Source organism: Oerskovia flava, assembly GCF_026163685.1.
GTDB lineage: Bacteria > Actinomycetota > Actinomycetes > Actinomycetales > Cellulomonadaceae > Oerskovia_A > Oerskovia_A flava.
On sequence record NZ_JAOXSR010000001.1, the window covers coordinates 502278 to 522884 of the forward strand.

A 20607-nucleotide genomic window follows, 5' to 3' on the forward strand; every position below is an offset into this window, starting at 1 on the left:
CCGGTGCGCGCCGGGACCACAGCAGGGGGCCGGTACCCCGTGCGCATCGAGAACGGGTCCAGGGGGACGCCGCCCGGTCGTGTGATCGTTAACATCAACGACGGTCGACGGATTCCCAGGTCTCTCAACGAGGAGAGGTACTTGATGTCAGCATCCACGCACCACCCGCACGAACCGTCCGTCGCGCCACCACCGAGCCCACGACCCCCACGGGCTGCGGACGCACACCGAATCGGACGCCGCCGCCGGCAGGCCGTCGCCGGCGTCGTCTCGGCGAGCCTCCTCGCCACCGGCGCGCTCGTCGCCGGGACGCTGCCCGCCGCCGCCGCCGAGCCCGAGCTGCCGGAGGGCGCCTGGATCGAGCAGTTCGACGGCGACGCGCTCGGCGCCGACTGGACGGTGGTCAACCCGGCCTCCGAAGCGCTCGAGGTGTCGGGCGGGGCGTTGCGGCTCACGTCGCAGCCGGGGGACACGTGGCAGTCCACCAACAGCGCCCGCAACATCCTGATGCTCGACGTGCCCGACGGCGACTTCACCGTCGTCACACGGGTCGACGCGCCGGTGTCGCAGGTGTACCAGGGGGCAGGCCTCATCGCCTGGCAGGACATGGACAACTACGTCCGCTCCGGGCTCACGTTCGTCGGGTCGTTGTCGCCATCGGGCCGTGCGATCGAGAACGACGTCGAGACCGGCGGTGTGTTCACGGCGAACGAGTTCACCGACCGGCCCGGGTCGACGGGAGAGACGCTGCGCATGCAGCGCGCCGGCGACACCCTGACCACGTCGTTCTGGGACGAGCCTGCGGGCGTCTGGGCCGACGCCGGGGCGGTCGAGCTCGACTTCCCGATCACTCAGGTGGGCCTGTACGCGCTCGCGGCGCAGGACGGTACCGCGCACGAGGCCGTGTTCGACTACGTGGCGCTCGACGCCGCGCCCGGGACCGACCAGGTCCCGACCGGTCGATTCACGCTGTCGGGCCCTGCCCCGTTCCGGTACCTGGTCTCGACGGACGAGGGTCTCGCCCTCGACGACGAGCGCCCGTCGACCACTGTCGCGCTCGGTGCGACGCCGGTCGGTGAGCCCGGGAGCGACGGGTCGCAGCCGATCACGCTGTCGGTCGGTGACCGGCCCGTCGTGGTGGACGACGCGCGTCTGACGCTCGGTGCCGAGGGAGCCGACGCCGCTACGCTGCGGCTGACCGACGCGGGCGGCGGCCGGGTCGTCCTGCGTGACGCCACGGACCCGGAGGCTCACGCCGGCCTGGCGGCCGACGGTGCGCTGGTCCTGGGCGGGCGGGAGGACGCCGTGCGGCTGACGATCACCCCCGTGTCCTCCGCGGAGCACGAGATCACGGTCGACACCCAGGCGACGCGCACGCAGATGAGCGACGAGCTGTACGGGGTCTTCTACGAGGACATCAACTACGCGGCCGACGGCGGCCTGTACGCCGAGCTCGTCCGCAACCGGTCGTTCGAGTTCAACAACCAGGACAACGGGTCGTTCACTGGGATGACGGCCTGGTCCGCGGTGAACCGGGGTGGCGCGAGCGCCACGACCACGGTCGTCAACGACGCCGGGCGGCTCAACGAGACGAACCGCAACTACCTGCGCCTGGTCTCGACGGGTGCGGGCGCCGGCGTGCGGAACGCCGGCTACAACACCGGCCTGTTCGTCGAGGAGGGCGCGGACTACGACTTCTCGGTCTGGGTCCGTTCCACGGTCGCGCAGACGCTGACCGTGCGCGTCGAGGACGCCGCGGGCACGGCGGCCTTCGCGAGCGGTACCGTCGACGTCGACGGCAGCGACGAGTGGGTGCAGCACGACATCACGCTCAGCGCCGAGGGGACCACGACGTCCGGCCGCCTCGCGGTGCTCACGGGCGCCGCAGGCACCGTGAACCTCGACATGGTCTCGTTGTTCCCGCAGGACACCTGGGAAGGGCCGGTCAACGGGAGGTCGGTGCTGCGCAAGGACCTCGCGGAGAAGATCGAGGCCATGGACCCGCGGTTCTTCCGGTTCCCGGGCGGCTGCGTCACGAACGTGGGGACGTTCCGCACGTACGCCGAGAGCGGTTTCACCGACCGGCGTCGGACGTATCAGTGGAAGGAGACCATCGGTCCCGTCGAGGAGCGCGCGACGAACTGGAACTTCTGGGGCTACAACCAGTCCTACGGCATCGGCTACCTCGAGTACTTCCTCTTCGCGGAGGACCTCGGCGCGACGCCGCTCCCCGTGGTGTCCGTCGGTGCCAACGGCTGCGGCAGCACGATCCCCGAGATGACCGACCCCGTCCAGATCGCGCGCTGGGTGCAGGACACCCTCGACCTCGTCGAGTTCGCCAACGGTGACGTCGACACGCAGTGGGGTGCGGTGCGGGCCGAGCTCGGGCACCCCGAGCCCTTCGACCTCAAGTACATCGGCCTGGGGAACGAGGAGAACACGCGGACCTTCGAGGCGAACTTCCCGGCGTTCCGGGACGCGCTCGAGGCCGAGCACCCCGAGATCACGATCATCTCCAACTCGGGCCCGCTGTCGAGCGGTGCGCGCTTCGACGAGCTGTGGGAGTTCAACCGCGAGCAGGGCGTCGCGATGGTCGACGAGCACTACTACAACGACCCGTCGTGGTTCCTCGAGAACGACGAGCGCTACGACTCCTACGACCGCGAGGGCCCGGCGGTCTTCCTCGGCGAGTACGCCTCGCGGGGGAACACCTTCGCGAACGCCCTGTCGGAGGCCGCGTTCATGACAGGTCTCGAGCGCAACGCGGACGTCGTGAAGCTCGCCGCCTACGCTCCGCTGCTCGCGAACGAGGACTACGTGCAGTGGTCGCCGGACGCCATCTGGTTCGACAACGACGAGTCGTGGGGCTCGGTGAACTACTACGTGCAGACGATGTTCGCCGAGAACGACGGTGACGAGGTCGTCCCGAGCACGCACACGGGACCTCCGGTCGCAGACGCCGTGCTCGACGGCGGTGTGTTCCTCTCGACGTGGGCGACGTCCGCCGCGTACGCCAACGTCCGGGTGACCGACAACGCGTCCGGTGACGTGCTGTTCTCCGACGACTTCGCGGACGGTGCCGGCTGGGAACCCCAGGCGGGCACCTGGGCGGTGGACGATGGCTCCTACGTGCAGTCGTCCACGACCGTGACCGACGCGCGCAGCATCGTCGAGGGCGCGTACGCGAAGAACTGGTCCGACTACACGCTCGAGCTGGACGCCCGCAAGCTCGCGGGCAGCGAGGGCTTCCTCGTCGGGTTCGCCGCCGGTGGGCCGAACGAGTACTACTGGTGGAACCTCGGCGGGTGGAACAACACCCGGTCGGTGCTGCAGCGCGCTTCCGGTGGCAGCGCCGCCGAGGTGCAGGCGATCGAGGGGCAGAGCATCGAGACCGGTCAGCCGTACCGGATCAAGATCGTGGTCGAGGGCTCGACGATCGAGCTCTACCTCGACGACGAGCTGCAGATGTCCTACGAGCAGCCGTCGGCGAAGTCGCTCTACCAGGTCGTCACCCACGACGAGGACACGGGCGACATGGTCGTCAAGGTGGTCAACCCCACCGAGACCGCCGCGCGCACCACCGTCCGTCTCGACGGCGGGATCGAGGTGGCGCCCGAGGCGACCGTGACGGAGATGGTGGGGTCGCCGTCGGACACCAACACGAAGGCCGCGCCGACGCACCTGGTGCCGGTCGAGCGCGCGTGGGACGGCGCGGGGGACGAGTTCTCGTACGAGTTCCCGGCCCACTCGATCACGTTCGTGCGGCTGCAGACCTCGGCCACGGACTCCGTGGCTCTCGACGTGACCGCGAGCAGCCGGTGCACGGGTCCCACGGCCTACGTGGTGGTGCGTGCGGTCAACGGCGAGGACGAGGTGGCCTCTGTCCGGCTCCAGACGCCGTTCGGCAGCAAGACGTTCGCCGCCGTGGCGCCGGGCGCGAGCGCCTACCAGGCCTTCAGCACCCGCCAGCGGGCGGTGGAGGAGGGCACGGTCACGGTGACCGGGACGCTCGGGGACCGGTCGACGTCGTACGACGTCGACCACCCGGCGGTCGACTGCACCTGACCCGGCGTGATCATGCCCGCCTGGCCGGGCACGACTGATCAGGCCTGACCGCGTGTGACCCGTGGCCCGGGCGGCCCCTCCGGGGGCCTCCGGGCCACGGGCTCCGCGCGGATCTTCTCGGTCCGATTCGATATCGGTATCGCTAACGATCTCGAACCAGAGGGGGGCTCTCCGAGGAAGCCGCCCCGAGAGGAGGTGAGAGCCCGCGGGAGGGCTACGCGCGATCACCCTGACCCGGCCCGGCACGACCGAGCGCCGGTGGCAGGGCGCAGACGATGGACAGAACACCAGGAGGAACTGATGGAGAGTCAACGTGGACGACGACGTCGTCTTCGAGGGACCGTGGCCGCGGCAGCGGTCGCGACACTGCTGACGGCGTCGTTCGCGGCGCTGCCGTCGTACGCCGCGGACGAGGAGCTCGTCGTCAACGGCGGCTTCGAGGACGGGACGACGGGCTGGTTCGTCAACGACGGGAACGCGACGGACGCCGGTGTGCTCTCGACCACCGACGACGCGTTCTCCGGTGCGGCCGCCGCGCTCACCACCGAGCGGGCGACGACCGGGTCGGGACCGATGCAGGACCTCAGCGGCCTGGTCCAGGCGGGGGAGGCCTACGAGCTCAGCGCCCGCATCAGGTACGACGCCGCGGACGCCCCCGCGACGAAGGAGTTCTTCGCCACGATGCACTACGGCGGGAGCAGCTACACGAACCTCGTGAGCGTCGTCGCGACGAAGGGGCAGTGGGCACTGATGGAGGGGACCTTCACGATCCCCGCGGCGCAGGACGTGACGACCGCGCGGCTGTTCTTCGAGACGCCGTGGACGGCCAACCCGTCGGCCGACCCCGGCACGCACCTCATGGACTTCACCCTCGACGACGTGTCGGTGGTGGGCGCTCCGCCGCCGCCACCCGCGTCGCGGACGATCGAGGTCCTGGGCAAGGTCCCGGGGGAGCACAACCCGCTCGTCTCGCACAAGTTCGGTGCGGACGGCTTCGGGTTCGTCGAGGACGGTCGGGTCTACATGTACCTGACCAACGACACGCAGGGGTACGCGCCGGACCCGGTCACCGGGATCTCGCCGCAGATCAACTACGGGGACATCAACCAGATCACCCTCATCTCCTCGGAGGACCTGGTGAACTGGACCGACCACGGTGAGATCCAGGTGGCAGGCCCTGACGGCGTGGCCCCCTTCACGAACAACTCGTGGGCTCCCGGCTTCGCCAAGAAGGTCGTCGACGGCGTGGAGAAGTACTTCCTCTACTACGCCAACGGCGGCGGCTCGAGCAACGTCCTCACGGGCGAGTCCCCGCTCGGGCCGTGGGCGAGCGAGCGGACGAGCACGCTCGTCAACGCGAGCACCCCGGGCGTCGAGGGTGTCGCCTGGCCCTTCGACCCGGCGCCGTTCGTCGACGACGACGGCACGGGCTACCTCTACTTCGGTGGCGGCCCGGCGTCGACGAGCATGCCCGCGGCGGAGCGCTTCAACAACCCGAAGAACATCCGCGCGATCGAGCTCGGCGACGACATGGTCTCCACGACGGGGTCGGCCGTCGTGGTGGACGCCCCGGTGGCGTTCGAGGCCGCGCACGTGTTCGAGCGGGAGGGCATCTACTACCTGTCCTACTCGTCGCACTTCGGCGGGAGCGACTTCGGTGGCAACCAGACGCCTCTGCCCGGGTACCCGGGTGGTGGGCAGATCGGCTACATGATGTCCGACGACCCCATGACGTGGCCGAAGGAGACCTACGCGGGCGTCCTGTTCCCCAACCAGTCCCAGTTCTTCGGGGCCGGGACCGGGGGCAACAACCACCAGTCCGTGTTCGAGCTCGACGGGAAGTTCTACTTCACCTACCACGCGCCGACGCTCAATAAGCGGATCAACGGGAACACGACCCAGGGGTATCGCAGCCCGCACATCCAGGAGCTGACGTTCGACGAGGACGGCACCATCCAGCAGGTCGTCGGGGACTTCGCCGGCCCGGAGCAGGTCAGGGACCTCGACCCGTACCGGGTGATCGAGGCCGAGACCTTCGCGTGGCAGCAGGGTCTGGCCACCGCGAAGGTCGAGGGTGGTTCCGCGCAGTTCGGGGACGGCGCCCCGAACCTGGTGGTCCGTGACGTCGACGACGGCGACTGGTCGGCGCTGTCGTCGGTGGACCTCGGGGCGGACGGCGCGGGGAGCGTCACCGCGCGCGTCAAGCCGCTCGTCGAGGGTGGCCGGATCGAGGTCCGGCTGGACGACCGCACCGCACCGGTGGTGGGGACGATCCCGCTCGACACCGCGGTCGGGGAGTGGGCGGAGATCACCGCCGAGCTGGACGGCGCGACCGGGGTGCGGGACGTGTACTTCACGTTCAGCGGCCCGGCCGGTCAGGACCTCGTCGAGGTCGACACCTGGCAGTTCGCACCGGCGGAGGCGGGTGCGTCCGTGGACCTGTCCGTCACGGCCGAGGCCCGCTGCGTGGCGGGCAAGGCGTACCTCGCGGTGCGTGCCACGAACGACGACGCCGCCGCGGTCGACGTCGTGCTGTCGACGCCGTACGGCAGCCGGGTCTTCACGGAGGTCGCGCCGGGCAAGGGCGCGTACCAGTCGTTCCCGGCGCGGACGGCGTCCGTCCCTGCGGGTGTGGCGTCGGTGACGGGTACGTCGACGCTCGACGGCGAGGAGGTGACCACGACGTTCGAGACCCCCTTCGAGGCAGCCGGCTGCAGCTGACCCGGAGCATCCCGCGCCCCACCGAAGTAGAACCACAGTGCGCGAGGTAGAACCGGGGTGCGCGAGGTAGAACCGGGGTACTCACCCCGGTTCTACCTCGCGCACGGGAGTTCTCCCTCGGCGGCCCAGGTCGACATCGTTATCGACAATTGTTCGTTCTTGACCGGCTCTGTTCAAGCGCAAGGGCACATGTTAGCGTTCACACGCGCCGGTCCAACGACGGACGGGCCGCCCGGCGAGGCTGCCGGGGCACGACGACGAGGAGTCACCGATGACCTCACGCCACGAACCACCACCGACCCGCAGGCGGATGCCCCGCCGCGTGCTCGGCGGGCTGCTCGGCCTGACGCTCACCGCGCCGCTGCTGACCGCCCCCGCCACGGCCGCTCCCGCACCGACCCTCCAGCTCGCCGCCGCACCGTCGGACGGCCTGAGACTGTGGCTGCCGCTCGACGAGACCGAGGGGACCGTCGCGCACGACGAGTCCGGCAACGGGCTCGACGCGACGCTCACGGGGGCCGGCGGAGGCTGGCGCGCGGGCCAAGGGCTCGAGTTCGGCGGGAGCAACCACGTCGAGCTGGTCGACGATCTCCTCGCGGACCTCGACGCCGTGACCGTCAGCGCCGACGTCTGGATCGACACGTCCCTGACCGGGAACTACTTCTTCTACAACCTCGGCAACGCCGCCGTCGGCACCCCGCAGTCCGGGACCGGCTACCTCTTCTCCACCGGGAACGCGAACTACCGCGCGACGATCTCCGACGTCGCGTGGGGCCGCGAGCAGAACACGGTCAAGGCACCCGCCGGCGCCCTCGCGCGCGGCGTGTGGAAGACCGTCACCTACACGCTCGCCGACGGCACCGCGCGCCTCTACGAGGACGGCGCGCAGGTCGGCGAGAACGCCGCGGTGACGCACACGCCCGGCGCGATCGGCGGGGGCAGCACGACCGCCAACTTCCTCGGGAAGTCCGCGTACGCCGCGGACGGCCTCTTCAAGGGCCGCATGAAGGACTTCCGCCTCTACGAGCGCGCCCTGAGCGCGCAGGAGGTCGCCGACGTCGCGGCCGACGCCGCGGCAGGCGCCGTCACCGCGGACGCCGCCGCGCTCGACCTCGGTGACACCAGCGCCGTCGTCGCCGACCTCGCGCTGCCTGCTCGGGGCGCCGGTGGCTCGGCGGTCGCGTGGGAGTCCTCCGACACGTCGGTCGTCGCTACGGACGGCCGGGTGACCCGCCCGGCGGAGAACCCCACGACCGTCACGCTCACCGCGACCGTCACCCTCCGGGGCGCGTCCGAGACCCGCACGTTCGACGTCACGGTCCTCCCGGGCGAGGCCGGGGGTGACGACCAGGTGACGGTCGACGCCGCAGCGGCGGCCCTCGAGGTGACGAACCTCGACGACGTCCGCGGACACCTCACGCTGCCCACCACCGGTCTCGACGGCACGAGCGTGACCTGGGCTGCGTCGTCGGGCACCATCACGCCCACGGGCGAGGTGACCCGGCCCGCGCACGGTGAAGAGGCCGAGACCGTGACCCTCACCGCGACCGTGACGCTGGGCGACGCGGTCGTCGAGCGGACGTTCGAGGCCCACGTGCCGCCCTTGCCGCAGGACGAGGAGCTCGAGGGCTACCTCTTCTCCTACTTCATCGGCGAGGGCACGGCCGACGGCGAGCAGGTCTACTTCGGGCTCAGCAAGGGCAACGACCCGCTGCGCTACATCGACCTCAACGACAACCAGCCGGTGCTGACCTCCGAGCTGGGCGACGAGGGCCTGCGCGACCCGTTCATCATCCGCTCTCCCGAGGGCGACAAGTTCTACCAGATCGCGACCGACCTCAAGGTGCACGGCTCGTGGGACTGGGACGGGTTCCAGCGCCGGGGGTCCAAGTCGATCATGGTCTGGGAGTCCACCGACCTCGTGAACTGGACGGACCAGCGGCTCGTGCAGGTCTCGCCCGAGAACGCGGGCAACACGTGGGCACCCGAGGCGTACTACGACGAGACGATCGGCGCGTACGTCGTGTTCTGGGCGTCCAAGCTCTACGCCGAGGACGACCCGAACCACACCGGCAACACCTACAACCGCATGATGTACTCCACGACGCGGGACTTCGTGACGTTCACGGACCCGCAGGTGTGGGTCGACCCGGGCTACTCGGTCATCGACTCCACGGTCATGCTGCACGACGGTGAGTACTACCGGTTCACGAAGGACGAGCGGAACAACACCTCGAGCACGCCCTGCTCGAAGTTCATCATCGGGGAGAAGTCGTCCGAGCTGCGCTCGACCGACTACGAGTTCATCACCGACTGCATCGGCAGGGCGAACTCGCTCGGCGCGGGGATCAACCAGGGCGAGGGCCCGACGATCTTCAAGTCGAACACCGAGGAGAAGTGGTACATGTTCATCGACGAGTTCGGTGGACGAGGCTACGTGCCCTTCGAGACCACCGACCTCGACGCGGCCGAGTGGAAGATGTCCACCGGCTACGAGATGCCGTCGCGCCCGCGCCACGGCACGGTGCTCCCGGTGACGCAGGCCGAGTACGACCGCCTGCTCCAGACGTACCAGCCCGACGCGTTCGTCGAGGCCGTGGACGACGTCGAGGTCACGGTCCAGGTCGGGTCCGCGCCCGTCCTCCCGTCGAGCGTGACCGCCCGTTTCGCGGACGGGTCCACGGGTCCGGCCGACGTCACGTGGGACGCCGTCGACGCGGCGTCGTTCGCGCAGGCCGGCGTGTTCGTCGTCGAGGGGTCGCTGGGCGGCGGTGTGAGCGTCCGCGCCCGCGCGGTCGTCACGGTGACCGACGACGTCGTCCCCGTCGAGGGCCTGAGCGTCACGCCCGCCTCGGCGCAGGTGGGTATCGGGGGGACCCGGCAGCTGGTCGCGACGGTCAGCCCGGCGAACGCCACGGCGCGCGCCATCACGTGGGCGTCGGAGGACCCCGACGTCGTCACGATCTCGGCCGACGGCCTCGTCACGGGCGTCGGCGAGGGCACCGCGATGGTCACCGCGACCACCGCCGACGGCGAGCACACCGTGTACGTGGCGGTCGAGGTCACGGCCGACGTGCCCGGGCTGGTCGTGCGCTACGCGCTCGACGAGACGAGCGGCACGTCCGCGGCGAACTCCGCCCCGGGCAGCAGCTTCGGCGCGGCCGCGCTCGTCAACGGCGCCGCGTTCACCGGCGACGAGGGGGTGGCGCTCGACGGCACGAACGACTACGTCGACCTGCCGGACCACGTGCTCGCCGGGCTGACCGACATCTCGGTGAGCCTCGACGTGAAGATCGCCGCGGCGCAGGCCACGCCGTACTTCATCTACGGGATGGGCAACACGAGCGGGACCACCGGGGACGGGTACCTGTTCACGACCGGCAACGCGTACCGGACCTCGATCGCCACGGGCAACTGGTCGACCGAGCAGACCGTCACGAAGGGGTCGAACCTCGACCGCGGGGTCTGGAAGCACCTGACCTACACGCTCGAGGGCACGACCGCCACGCTCTACGAGGACGGCGTCCAGGTCGGGCGTCAGACGGGTGTGACGATCAACCCGCAGGACATCGGTGGCGGGTCGACTCTCGCCAACTACATCGGCCGCTCGGTGTACACCGGCGACCGGTACCTGCAGGGCAACGTCCGCGACTTCCGGATCTACGACCGCGCGCTCACGGCCGACGAGGTCGCTGCCGTCGGGGCGGACCACACCGCGGTGACGGGCGCCGAGCTCGACACGCTGAAGGTCCCGGCGGTCGTGCACGCGGCGAGCTCGACGGTCACCCTCCCGGTCGAGCCCGGGACGGACCTCACGGCGCTCGCGCCGGAGCTCACGGTCTCGGCGCTGGCGACGGTGACCCCGGCGAACGGGTCGGTGCAGGACTTCACCGACCCGGTCGAGTACACCGTGGCGGGCCCGGGCGGAGCGTCGCGCACGTGGTCCGTCCAGGCGAAGATCATGAACAGTCCTTCGTTGCCGGGCCTGTACGCCGACCCGAACATCGTCCAGTTCGGCGACACGTTCTACATCTACGCGACGTCGGACGGGTACGCCGGCTGGGGTGGCAAGGAGTTCTACGTCTGGAAGTCCAGCGACCTCGTCGACTGGGAGCGCTCGGAGGAGCCGTTCCTCACGCTCGACGGTGCGAACGGGAACGTCCCGTGGGCGACCGGCAACGCGTGGGCCCCGACGATCGCGGAGCGGGAGGGGAAGTACTACTTCTACTTCTCGGGCCACAACCCGACGTACAACCGCAAGACCATCGGTGTCGCGGTCGCGGACAGCCCCGAGGGCCCGTTCACGGCCGAGCCGACGGCGATGATCACCAACGGAGAGTCGATCGCGTCGGGTCAGGCCATCGACCCCGCCACGTTCCACGACCCCGAGACGGGCAAGTACTGGCTCCTGTGGGGCAACGGCGGGCCGACGAACGGCCCGGTCATGGCCGAGCTGAACGACGACATGACGTCGATCAAGCAGGACACCCTGCGCCGGATCCCCGGCCTGACGGGCTTCCGCGAGGGCCTGTTCGTCAACCTGCGTGGCGGGCTCTACCACCTCACGTACTCGATCGACGACACCGGCTCGGAGAACTATCGGGTCGGGTACGCCACGGCGACCAGCATGGAGGGGCCGTGGACCTATCGCGGCGTCATCCTCGAGAAGGACGCGACGCAGGGTCTCCTCGGGACCGGGCACAGCTCGATCCTCAACGTCAAGGGTACGGACGACTGGTACATCGCGTACCACCGCTTCGCGATGCCCGGTGGCAACGGCACGAACCGCGAGACGACGATCGATCGCCTCACGTTCGGCGAGGACGGGCTCATGCTCCCCGTCACCCCGACCCTCGAGGGGGTGCAGCCGCTCGATGCGGCGCCGCAGCCCGAGGTGGAGATGACGGTCGAGGTGGCACCCCGCTGCGTCGCAGGCCGCGTCTACCTCGCGGTGAGCGCGACCAACGCCGGGGACGTGCCGGCGACGATCACGCTCGCGACGCCGTTCGGTTCCCGGACGGTGGCGGACGTCGCGCCGGGCAAGGTCGCCTACCAGGCGTTCACGACGCGCTCGGCGAGTCTGACGGCCGGCACGGCGACGGTCGCCGCGACGGCCCTCCTCGACGGCGAGGAGGTCACGACCGTTCGGGACGTCGAGTACGACGCCTCGACCTGCTGACCACGCCGAAGCGCGAGGTAGTACCGCAGTCCGCGAGCTAGTACCGCAGTCCGCGAGGTAGTACCGGGGATCGTTCCCCCGGTACTACCTCGCGCACCTGGGTTCTCTCTCGGCAGGGGAAGTGCCGGAATCTCGACGAGGAGAAGGACGACATGAGAGCACGAACCACGCAGGACCGACGGCGGGGCAGCGCAGCCCTCGCCGGCACACTGGCGGGCGCCCTGCTGGCGTCCGTACTGATCGCCGCCGCAGCGACACCCGTGGCGGCCGATGTCGGCGGGGCCACGGACGACGGTCTGGTCGCCTGGTACCCGCTGGACGCGACCGCCACGACCGGGGGGACGACCGCGAACCTGGCCGAGGGCTCGACCTTCGGTCCGGCCACGGTCCACGGCGGTCTGCCCGGCGCGGACGGGCTCACCCTCGACGGGGTGGACGACTACGTCGACCTCCCGGACAGCTTGCTCGCCGGCCTCACGGACGTGACCGTCAGTCTCGACGTGAACATCGCCACGACCCAGGGCACGCCCTACTTCATCTGGGGGCTCGGCAACTCCAGCGGGAGCAACGGCAACGGCTACCTGTTCGCGACCGGCAACCCCTACCGGGCCGCCATCGCGTCGGGCAACTGGTCGACCGAGCAGATCGTCACAAAGGGCGCGGGCAACAACCTCCCGCGCGGCACGTGGACCTCGATCACCTACACGCTCGACGGCACCACGGCCCGCATCTTCGAGGACGGGGTCCAGGTCGGGCAGAACACGAACGTCACGACCGACCCGGGCGCCATCGGCGGTGGGTCCACGTTGGCGAACTACATCGGCCGTTCCCTGTACTCCGCGGACCGGTACCTCGCGGGCCAGGTCCGCGACTTCCGGCTCTACGACCGGGCGCTCGAGCAGGCGGAGGTCGCCGAGCTGGCCGGGCCCGTCGCAGACGCGGCGGTCGAGGCCGACGCCGCTGCGCTCGACCTCGGCGACACGAGCGCCGTGACCCGTGACCTGGTCCTTCCGCAGCGCGGCGACCAGGGTTCCGTCATCATCTGGGAGTCCTCGGACGCGTCAGTGGTCGCGCCCGACGGTACGGTCACCCGACCCGAGCCGGGGGAGCCCGACGCCGAGGTGACGCTCAGCGCGACGCTCACCCGCGGTGTGGCGACCCGGACGGTCGACGTCCCGGTCACGGTCCTCGCCTCCTTCGACGCCGAGCAGTCGGTGGCCTGGGACGCCTCGCACGTCGTCGTCCCGAACCTTGACGACGTCCGCGGCAACGTCACGCTGCCGACCTCCGGGGAGTACGGCTCGATGCTCACGTGGGGCACCTCCCACCCCGAGGTCGTGACGACCACGGGAGAGGTGGACCGGCCGGCGCACGGTGCGGACGCCGTCGTCGTGACGCTCACCGTGACGGCTACCAAGGGCGGCGCGACCGCGTCGCACGAGTATGTCGCCACGGTGGCGCCGCTGCCGGCCGAGGCGGACTACGAGGGCTACTTCTTCCCGTACTTCGAGGGCGAGAGCACACCCGACGGCGAGTCGGTCTTCTTCGCGGCGAGCGACGGGAACGACCCGCTGCAGTGGCTCGAGCTCAACGAGAGCGAGCCCGTGCTCAGCTCCGAGTTGGGGGAGCGGGGCCTGCGGGACCCGTTCCTCATCCGCTCGCCCGAGGGTGACCGGTTCTTCATGATCGCGACCGACCTGAAGATCTACGGCGGCAACAGCTTCGCCAATGCGCAGGAGCGCGGCAGCCGCTCGCTGATGATCTGGGAGTCCGACGATCTCGTGACCTGGTCCGACCAGCGTCAGGTCCAGGTCTCGAGCGCGTTCGCGGGCAACACGTGGGCGCCCGAGGCGCACTGGGACGCCGCCCGCGGGGAGTACATCGTGTACTGGGCGTCGGCGTTGTACCCGACGACGGAGACCGCGGGACGCAACTACCGCAACAGCTACCAGCGGATGATGTACTCGACCACGCGCGACTTCGTGACCTTCACCGAGCCGCAGATCTGGATCGACGAGCAGCGGGGCGCGGGCCTCGGCATGATCGACTCGTCGATCATCGAGCACGAGGGGACCTACTACCGGTTCACCAAGGACGAGAGCTACATGGGCATGCGGCTCGAGACGTCCACGGACCTGCGCGATCTCGACTGGGACTTCGTGGCGGAGCGCATCGGGTTCGGGCAGCCGAACGGGTACGGCGGCACCTTCACGGCCGCCGAGGGGCCCACGGGCTTCAAGTCGAACACCGAGGAGAAGTGGTACCTCTTCATGGACCAGCCCAGCTATCACGGCGGGCAGGGTTACGTGCCGTTCGAGTCGACGGACCTGTCGACCGGCGAGTGGACCCTCGCGGAGGGTGCCGCGCTGCCCACCAGCCCGCGTCACGGGACGGTCATGCCGGTCACCGCCGCCGAGCACGCACGTCTGCTCGACGCGTTCGGTCCGGAGCAGCCCGCTGAGGAGCTCGACCTCGCGGTCGACGTCGCACCGCGCTGCCTGGCGGGCAGGGCGTACGTGGCGGTCTCGGTGACCAACGCGGAGGCTGTGCCGGTCGACGTCGAGGTCGTCACTCCCTACGGGACACGCTCCTTCGCGGCCGTCGCACCGGGCAAGGCCGCCTACCAGTCGTTCAACGCCCGTGCGACCTCCGTCCCGGCCGGGTCGGTCATGGTCACCGGGACCGCGACCCTCGACGGGGCGACCATCACGTCGGACCAGGAGGCGCCGCTGCTCGCGACGACCTGCTGACGGCCTGAGCCCGCCCGGTACGTCGGGTGGGCTCGAACCTGAGCCCCCCGCGTGGTGTGCCGGCACCGCGCGGGGTCCGCGCCCGGCGCCACGTCAGCCCGCCTCCGCGGGCCGTCGTGGCGCCGGGCGTCGTCGTGCCCGGAGGGGGGCGTGGGTGAAATCCCGGTGCGGAGTTGGACAAGTGTCCAGATCGGCGGGAAAACCTGGCAGGATCGTCACTGCACACGTCGGCCAGGGGGCGAAGGACGAAGGAGCCTCCCCCCGTGACGACCCGCCCTGCCCTCGATCTCGCGCGCCCGAAGCGCATCGCTCGCTGTGCCCGGGCGCTGCGCGCCGGAGCCCTCGCCCTGGCGGTGCTGGCCCTGAGCGTGGTGGGTGCCGGAGTCGTCCCGCCGGCGGTAGCCGCCGCCGGGCCCGAGCGCGGTATCGACATCACCGTCGACATCGAGGAGCGCGAGGGCCCCCAGCGCCCGGGGGTCGAGGTCGTCGCCGACCGGCCGGTCCCGGGGTCGACGATCCTTGTCCGGGCCTGGGGACTCCTACCGAACAGCGACGTCCAGGTTCACCTGCACTCCGACCGTCTGCTCCTGGGCGTGGGACGCACCGACGCCGAGGGGCGACTCGAGATCGAGCTCGTGCTCCCGGCGTCGATCGCCCCCGGTATGCACCATGTGAGCGTCACCGTGCTCGACGGAGGTGCCGTCGTGGAGTCGGCGCCGTTCGAGGTCTTCGCCGGCGCACCCGTGGACCCGGGCGGTCCAGACCCCGTCGACCCGGACCTGCCGGGCGCTGACGGCGGTCCGGGGAGCCCGGGCGTGCCCGGGGCCCCCGAGGCACCCGGCGCCCCGGAGGCGCCCGCGAACCCGGGTGCATCGGGCCCGGCTCGGCCGGGTGCGCTCCCGGTGACCGGTGCGGCGCTCGGCGGGCTGCTCGCGCTCGCCGCGGGCCTGGTCGTCGGCGGCGTCTACCTGTCGCGGCGCCGGTACGGACCTGACGGCACCTGACGGCACCTCACGGCACCTGACGGCACGGACCTGTCAGGCTGAGCGCCCGCTCGTCGTCGGGCGCTCGTCCGGCACGCTCACGGCCGGGCGGCGAACCGTTCGAGCAGCTCGGCGTGCCCGGAGCACACGAGCAGGTCGTTCGCCGAGATCCGGGTCTCGGGGGTCGCGTAGACGAACTCGATACCGGGGGACTTCACGCCGATGACCGTCACGCCGTAGCGCTCCCGCACCTTGGACTGCGCGAGGGTGAAGCCCTGCGTCTCCTTGGGCGGCCGCATCTTGACGATCGTGAAGCCGTCCTCGACCTCGATGTAGTCGAGGAGCTTTCCGGAGACGAGGTGCGCCACCCGGTTGCCGGCGTCAGCCTCGGGGAAGACGACGTGGTGAGCCCCGATGCGCTGGAGGATCCGGCCGTGCTCCGCGGAGATCGCCTTGGCCCAGATCTGCGGCGTCCCGAGGTCGACGAGGTTGCCGGTGATGAGGACGCTTGCCTCGAGCGACGTGCCGACGCCCACGACCGCGACGGCGAAGTCCCGTGCGCCGAGCTGTTCGAGCGCCGTCGGGTTCGAGGCGTCGGCCTCCACCAGGGGCAGGCGTCCGCTCCAGTGGGCGATCAGGTCGGGGGACTTCTCGACCGCCAGCACGTCCTGTCCCAGGCGGTCGAGCGTCGTGGCGAGGGACGACCCGAACCGGCCCAGGCCGACGACGAGCACACCGGCGTCTCTCGTGGGTGCCTTCTTCTCCGCCACGTGGCTTCACCTCTCTGCGTTCTGCGTCGGTCCGGACCGTGCGGTCCGGGGTGCTGCGTCCGGCCCGTGCTGTTGCCGGGCCCGTCGGTCCGTCAGCCGATGATCGGTCGCTCCTCGGGGTAGCGGACGATCCGGCGGCGGTCGCGCAGCGCGAGCGCCGCCGCGAAGGTCATCGTGCCCGTGCGGCCGACGAACATCAACGCGGTGAGCACGTACTTGCCCGCCTCGGGGAGATCGCCTGTGACGCCGGTCGACAACCCGACGGTCGCGAACGCGGAGATCGTCTCGAAGAGGATGACGTCGAGGGTCCACCCTGTGATCGACAGCAGGACGAGGCTGGACAGCAGGACGGCGGTCGCGCCGATGAACGACACCGCGACGGCCAGACGCAGGGTCTCGCGGGGGATGCGGCGTCCGTACGCCTCGGTGTCGCGGTCGCCGCGCGCCTCGGAGACGATGGCGAGGATCATCACGGCGAGCGTCGTGACCTTGATGCCCCCCGCTGTCGAGGCGCTGCCGCCGCCGACGAACATCAGGGCGTCGGTGATGAGCCAGCTCGACTCGAGCATGTCGCCGGTGTCGACCGTGCTGAAGCCACCCGAGCGGGGCATGACGCCGGCGAACAGGGCCGCGAGAATCCTCGACGGCACGCTCAGCTCGCCCAGCGTCTCGTCGTTGCGCCACTCGAAGGCGCCGATGAGAACGGCGCCCACGACGACGAGGACGGCGCTCGTCGTGAGGGTGATCTTGGTGTGCAGGCTCCAGCGCCGCGTGTCGCGTCGGCTGCGCAGGACGTTGAGGATCACCGGGAAGCCGAGCGAGCCGATGAAGACTCCGAGGATGATCGGCAGGCACAGCATCCAGTCACCTACGTGCGGGGCGAGGCCCTCGGCCGTGGGGACGAACCCGGCGTTGTTGAACGCCGAGATGCCGTAGAAGACGCCGTGCCAGGCGGCCTCGCCGATGCTCTCCTCGAGGACGAGGAACCGCGGGAAGAGCATGAGCGCGATGAGCAGTTCGATCGCGGTCGACGTGAGGATGACGACCCGCACGAGCGAGCCCACCTCGCCGAGCCGGGTCGTCTTGGTCTCGGAGGCCGTGAGCAGCTTCTGCGTCAGGCCGATCCGTCGGGAGACGGCGAGCCCGAGGATCGATGCGAGCGTCATGATCCCCAGGCCACCGACCTTGATGCCGACGATGATGACGACCTGACCGTAGGTCGACCAGTAGGTCCCCGTCGGGACGACGACCAGCCCGGTCACGCACACGGCCGATGTCGCGGTGAACAGGGCGTCGACGAACGCCGCGGACCGGCCGGTCGTCGTCGCCCACGGCGCCATGAGCAGCGCGGTGAACAGGGCGATCACGGCGGCGAAGACCGTGATCGCGAGGCGCGCGGGCGACTGCCGGGCGACCCGGTCGACGAACTCCCGCGCGGAGAACAGGCGAGCGGTCACCCCCTTGGCCATCCGGTCTCCTGATCTGCGTCCGTTCCCGCGTGTGGACCGCGAGCGAGGTGCACGCGCCGGTGGGCGCGCTCTGGGCAAACTCTGCCACGAGGGCAGGGGTGAGTCACGGACCACCGGGCTTCTCGGTGCACGGTCGGTGGGTCGCGCGGCGCCCGCGCGGCGTTACGGTGGTCCATGCCCAGAGCCGCCATCCCCGAGGGACGGACCGTGATCGAACCCGTAGCCCGCGAGCTCGTCACCCGCTGTGAAGGTCCCGTCCGCGTGGTGTGGAGCCCCGAGCTCCTCGCATACGACTTCGGCCGTGGCCACCCGATGGCGCCCACGCGGCTCGACCTCACGATGCGGCTCGCCCGGGACCTGGGTCTGCTGGACGCGCCCGCGGTACAGGTCGTCGAGGTGCAGGCCGCGCCGGACCGCGTCCTCGAGCTCGTGCACGACCCCGCCTACGTCGCGGCCGTGCGCGCCGCCTCGCACGGCGGGCGCGTCGATCCGGCGCGGGGGCTCGGGACGGAGGACGACCCGGTCTTCGCGGGGATGCACGAGGCTGCGGCACGGATCTTCGCGGGGTCCTACGACGCGGCCGGCGCGGTCTGGTCCGGCGAGGTCCGGCACGCCGTGAACATCGCGGGCGGGATGCACCACGCGCAGGTCGGGGCGGCGTCGGGGTTCTGCGTCTACAACGACGCGGCGGCCGCCGTGCGACGCCTCCTCGACGACGGCGCGCAGCGGGTCGCGTACGTCGACCTGGACGCGCACCACGGCGACGGCGTGGAGTCGATCTTCTGGGACGACCCCCGCGTGCTCACGGTCTCGGTGCACCAGAGCGGGACGACCCTCTTCCCGGGGACGGGTCACGCCGTGGACACCGGCGGCCTCGCGGCGCCTGGCTCGGCGGTGAACGTCGCGCTGCCGCCCCGGACGGACGGGGCGCGCTGGCTGCGGGCGATCGACGCCGTCGTGCCGGAGGTGCTGCGCGCGTTCCGCCCGGAGGTCCTCGTGACCCAGCACGGGTGCGACGCGCACGGCGACGACCCGCTCTCGGACCTCGACGTCTCGCTCGGCGCGCAACGCACGGCGGCGGCCTGGATGCACGCGCTCGCGCACGAGGTCGCCGACGGCCGGTGGGTCGCGCTCGGGGGCGGGGGCTACGCCGTCGTGCGGGTGGTGCCGTTCGCGTGGGCAGCTCTGCTCGCGGAGGCGGTCCACCGGCCGTTCGGGACGTCGTGCGCGGTGCCGAGCGGATGGCGCGAGCAGGTCGAGGTCCTCTCCGGGACACGGGTGCCCGCGGTCGTCGAGCTCGACGACCTGGACTTCCGCCCCTGGAGCGGCGGCTACGACCCGTCCGACGACGTGGATCGAGCCGTGGCGGCGACGCGGACGGCGGTCTTCCCGCTGCTGGGCATCGACCCGCACTACTGACCCGCCGCCTCGGGTGCGGGCTCGATTACGGGACTGGGCGGGGAACGGGTATCCTCGGAGACGGACTTTTATCGCGTTGGTCGTTCACGATCAACCGTGGACCACCATGATCGGGGCGACCCCGATCGCTCACCGATCAGCATTGCGAGGACCCATGGGCTCCGTCATCAAGAAGCGCCGCAAGCGTATGGCCAAGAAGAAGCACCGCAAGCTGCTTCGCAAGACGCGCCACCAGCGCCGCAACAAGAAGTGACGACTCGCGCGTCCTGACGCGCGAGTCACCACGAGAGCCCGGCCCCTCCGAGGAGGCGCCGGGCTCTCGTGCGTCCCCCACCTGCGTGCGGGCGGGATGACGGCGTGAATCCGCCGCCGTGTTCACGCCATCATCCCGCCCACAGCGGGAAACGGGGTGGTCAGCCGCGGAGGGTACGGCGCAGGGCGCGCAGGACCAGGCCTACGACCCAGGCGGCGCCGGCCCAGCTCGCTGTGCTCACACCGCTGCGGGCGACGCGCCGGCGTCGACCGCGGAACTCGCGGATGGGCCAGCCGATGTCCTGGGCGAAGCGGCGCAGCCGCGCGTCGGGATTGATCGCGCACGGGTGGCCGACGGCCTGCATCATCGTCACGTCGTTGAGCGAGTCGCCGTAGGCGTACGACGCGTCGAGGTCGATGTCTCGCAGCTCGGCGAGCTCGCGGACCCCCGCCGCCTTCGCCCGACCGTGCATCATGTCGCCCACGAGGCGGCCGGTGTAGAAGCCGTCCTCGTGCTCGGCGACAGTGCCGAGCGCCCCCGTCGCGCCGAGCCGACGGGCGATGAGCTCACCGATCTCCCGGGGCGTAGCGGACACGAGCCACACCTGGTGACCGGCCGCGAGGTGCTCGTCGAGCAGCTTCTGGGTGCCCGGGTAGATCCGCAGGGCGAGGACCTGGTCGTAGACCTCCTCGCCGATGGCGGTCACCTCCGCGACGGAGCGGCCCGCGATGAGCGTGAGCGCACGGGACCGCACCCGGTCGATCTGGGTCTTGCTCTCGCCGAACGCGAGGTAGCGGGCCTGGTGGAACGCGAACGTCACGAGGTCGCGCGTCGAGAAGAACTCCCGCTGGTGCAGCGCCCGCGCCAGGTGGAACGAGGAGGCCCCGCGGATGATGGTGTTGTCGACGTCGAAGAACGCAGCCGTGGACTGGGCGGACCCGGGCTGTGACGTCGGCATATGCCCCACTCTATCGGGGTGGGCGGGCCTCGCTGTCCCG

10 protein-coding genes are annotated in these 20607 nt (G+C 70.8%); 7 read left to right on the forward strand and 3 right to left on the reverse strand.

The features are described 5' to 3' along the window. The first annotated feature begins 144 nt into the window (after positions 1–144). From OHL10_RS02160 to OHL10_RS02180, 5 genes are all read left to right on the forward strand, one after another. The gene (locus OHL10_RS02160) at positions 145–4065 is read left to right on the forward strand and encodes an alpha-L-arabinofuranosidase C-terminal domain-containing protein (protein WP_265520495.1); all 3921 of its coding nucleotides are present in this window, start codon (positions 145–147) and stop codon (positions 4063–4065) included. Between the two features lie 342 nt (positions 4066–4407). Continuing rightward, positions 4408–6786: a family 43 glycosylhydrolase gene (locus OHL10_RS02165; protein ID WP_265520496.1), complete on the forward strand. Its 2379-nt coding sequence runs from the start codon at positions 4408–4410 to the stop codon at positions 6784–6786. A gap of 271 nt (positions 6787–7057) precedes the next feature. Next, the gene (locus tag OHL10_RS02170) at positions 7058–11965 is read left to right on the forward strand and encodes a family 43 glycosylhydrolase (RefSeq protein WP_265520497.1); all 4908 of its coding nucleotides are present in this window, start codon (positions 7058–7060) and stop codon (positions 11963–11965) included. Between the two features lie 152 nt (positions 11966–12117). Next, positions 12118–14715, forward strand: a complete 2598-nt coding sequence (locus OHL10_RS02175) for an immunoglobulin-like domain-containing protein (protein WP_265520498.1) — start codon at positions 12118–12120, stop codon at positions 14713–14715. 263 nt (positions 14716–14978) lie between these two features. Further along, the gene (locus tag OHL10_RS02180) at positions 14979–15719 is read left to right on the forward strand and encodes a hypothetical protein (RefSeq protein WP_265520499.1); all 741 of its coding nucleotides are present in this window, start codon (positions 14979–14981) and stop codon (positions 15717–15719) included. A gap of 77 nt (positions 15720–15796) precedes the next feature. Here OHL10_RS02180 and OHL10_RS02185 read toward each other — a convergent pair whose 3' ends face one another. After that, positions 15797–16468 carry a potassium channel family protein gene (locus tag OHL10_RS02185; RefSeq protein WP_265520500.1) on the reverse strand — a complete coding sequence of 224 codons (672 nt, stop codon included), beginning with the start codon at positions 16466–16468 and terminating at the stop codon, positions 15797–15799. A 92-nt stretch (positions 16469–16560) separates the two neighbouring features. After that, the gene (locus tag OHL10_RS02190; protein ID WP_265520501.1) at positions 16561–17937 is read right to left on the reverse strand and encodes a TrkH family potassium uptake protein; all 1377 of its coding nucleotides are present in this window, start codon (positions 17935–17937) and stop codon (positions 16561–16563) included. Between the two features lie 174 nt (positions 17938–18111). Between OHL10_RS02190 and OHL10_RS02195 the strand changes: the two genes are divergently transcribed. Then, positions 18112–19356, forward strand: coding sequence for an acetoin utilization protein AcuC (locus OHL10_RS02195; RefSeq protein WP_265520502.1), 1245 nt, complete (start codon positions 18112–18114; stop codon positions 19354–19356). Positions 19357–19510: 154 nt separating this feature from the next. Continuing rightward, on the forward strand, positions 19511–19609 hold the full coding sequence (locus tag OHL10_RS02200; RefSeq protein ID WP_003792170.1) for a 30S ribosomal protein bS22: 99 nt from the start codon (positions 19511–19513) through the stop codon (positions 19607–19609). A gap of 160 nt (positions 19610–19769) precedes the next feature. On the opposite strand, the gene OHL10_RS02205 is transcribed toward OHL10_RS02200, so the two are convergent. Further along, positions 19770–20567 carry an HAD family hydrolase gene (locus OHL10_RS02205; protein ID WP_265520503.1) on the reverse strand — a complete coding sequence of 266 codons (798 nt, stop codon included), beginning with the start codon at positions 20565–20567 and terminating at the stop codon, positions 19770–19772. Positions 20568–20607 lie beyond the last annotated feature (40 nt).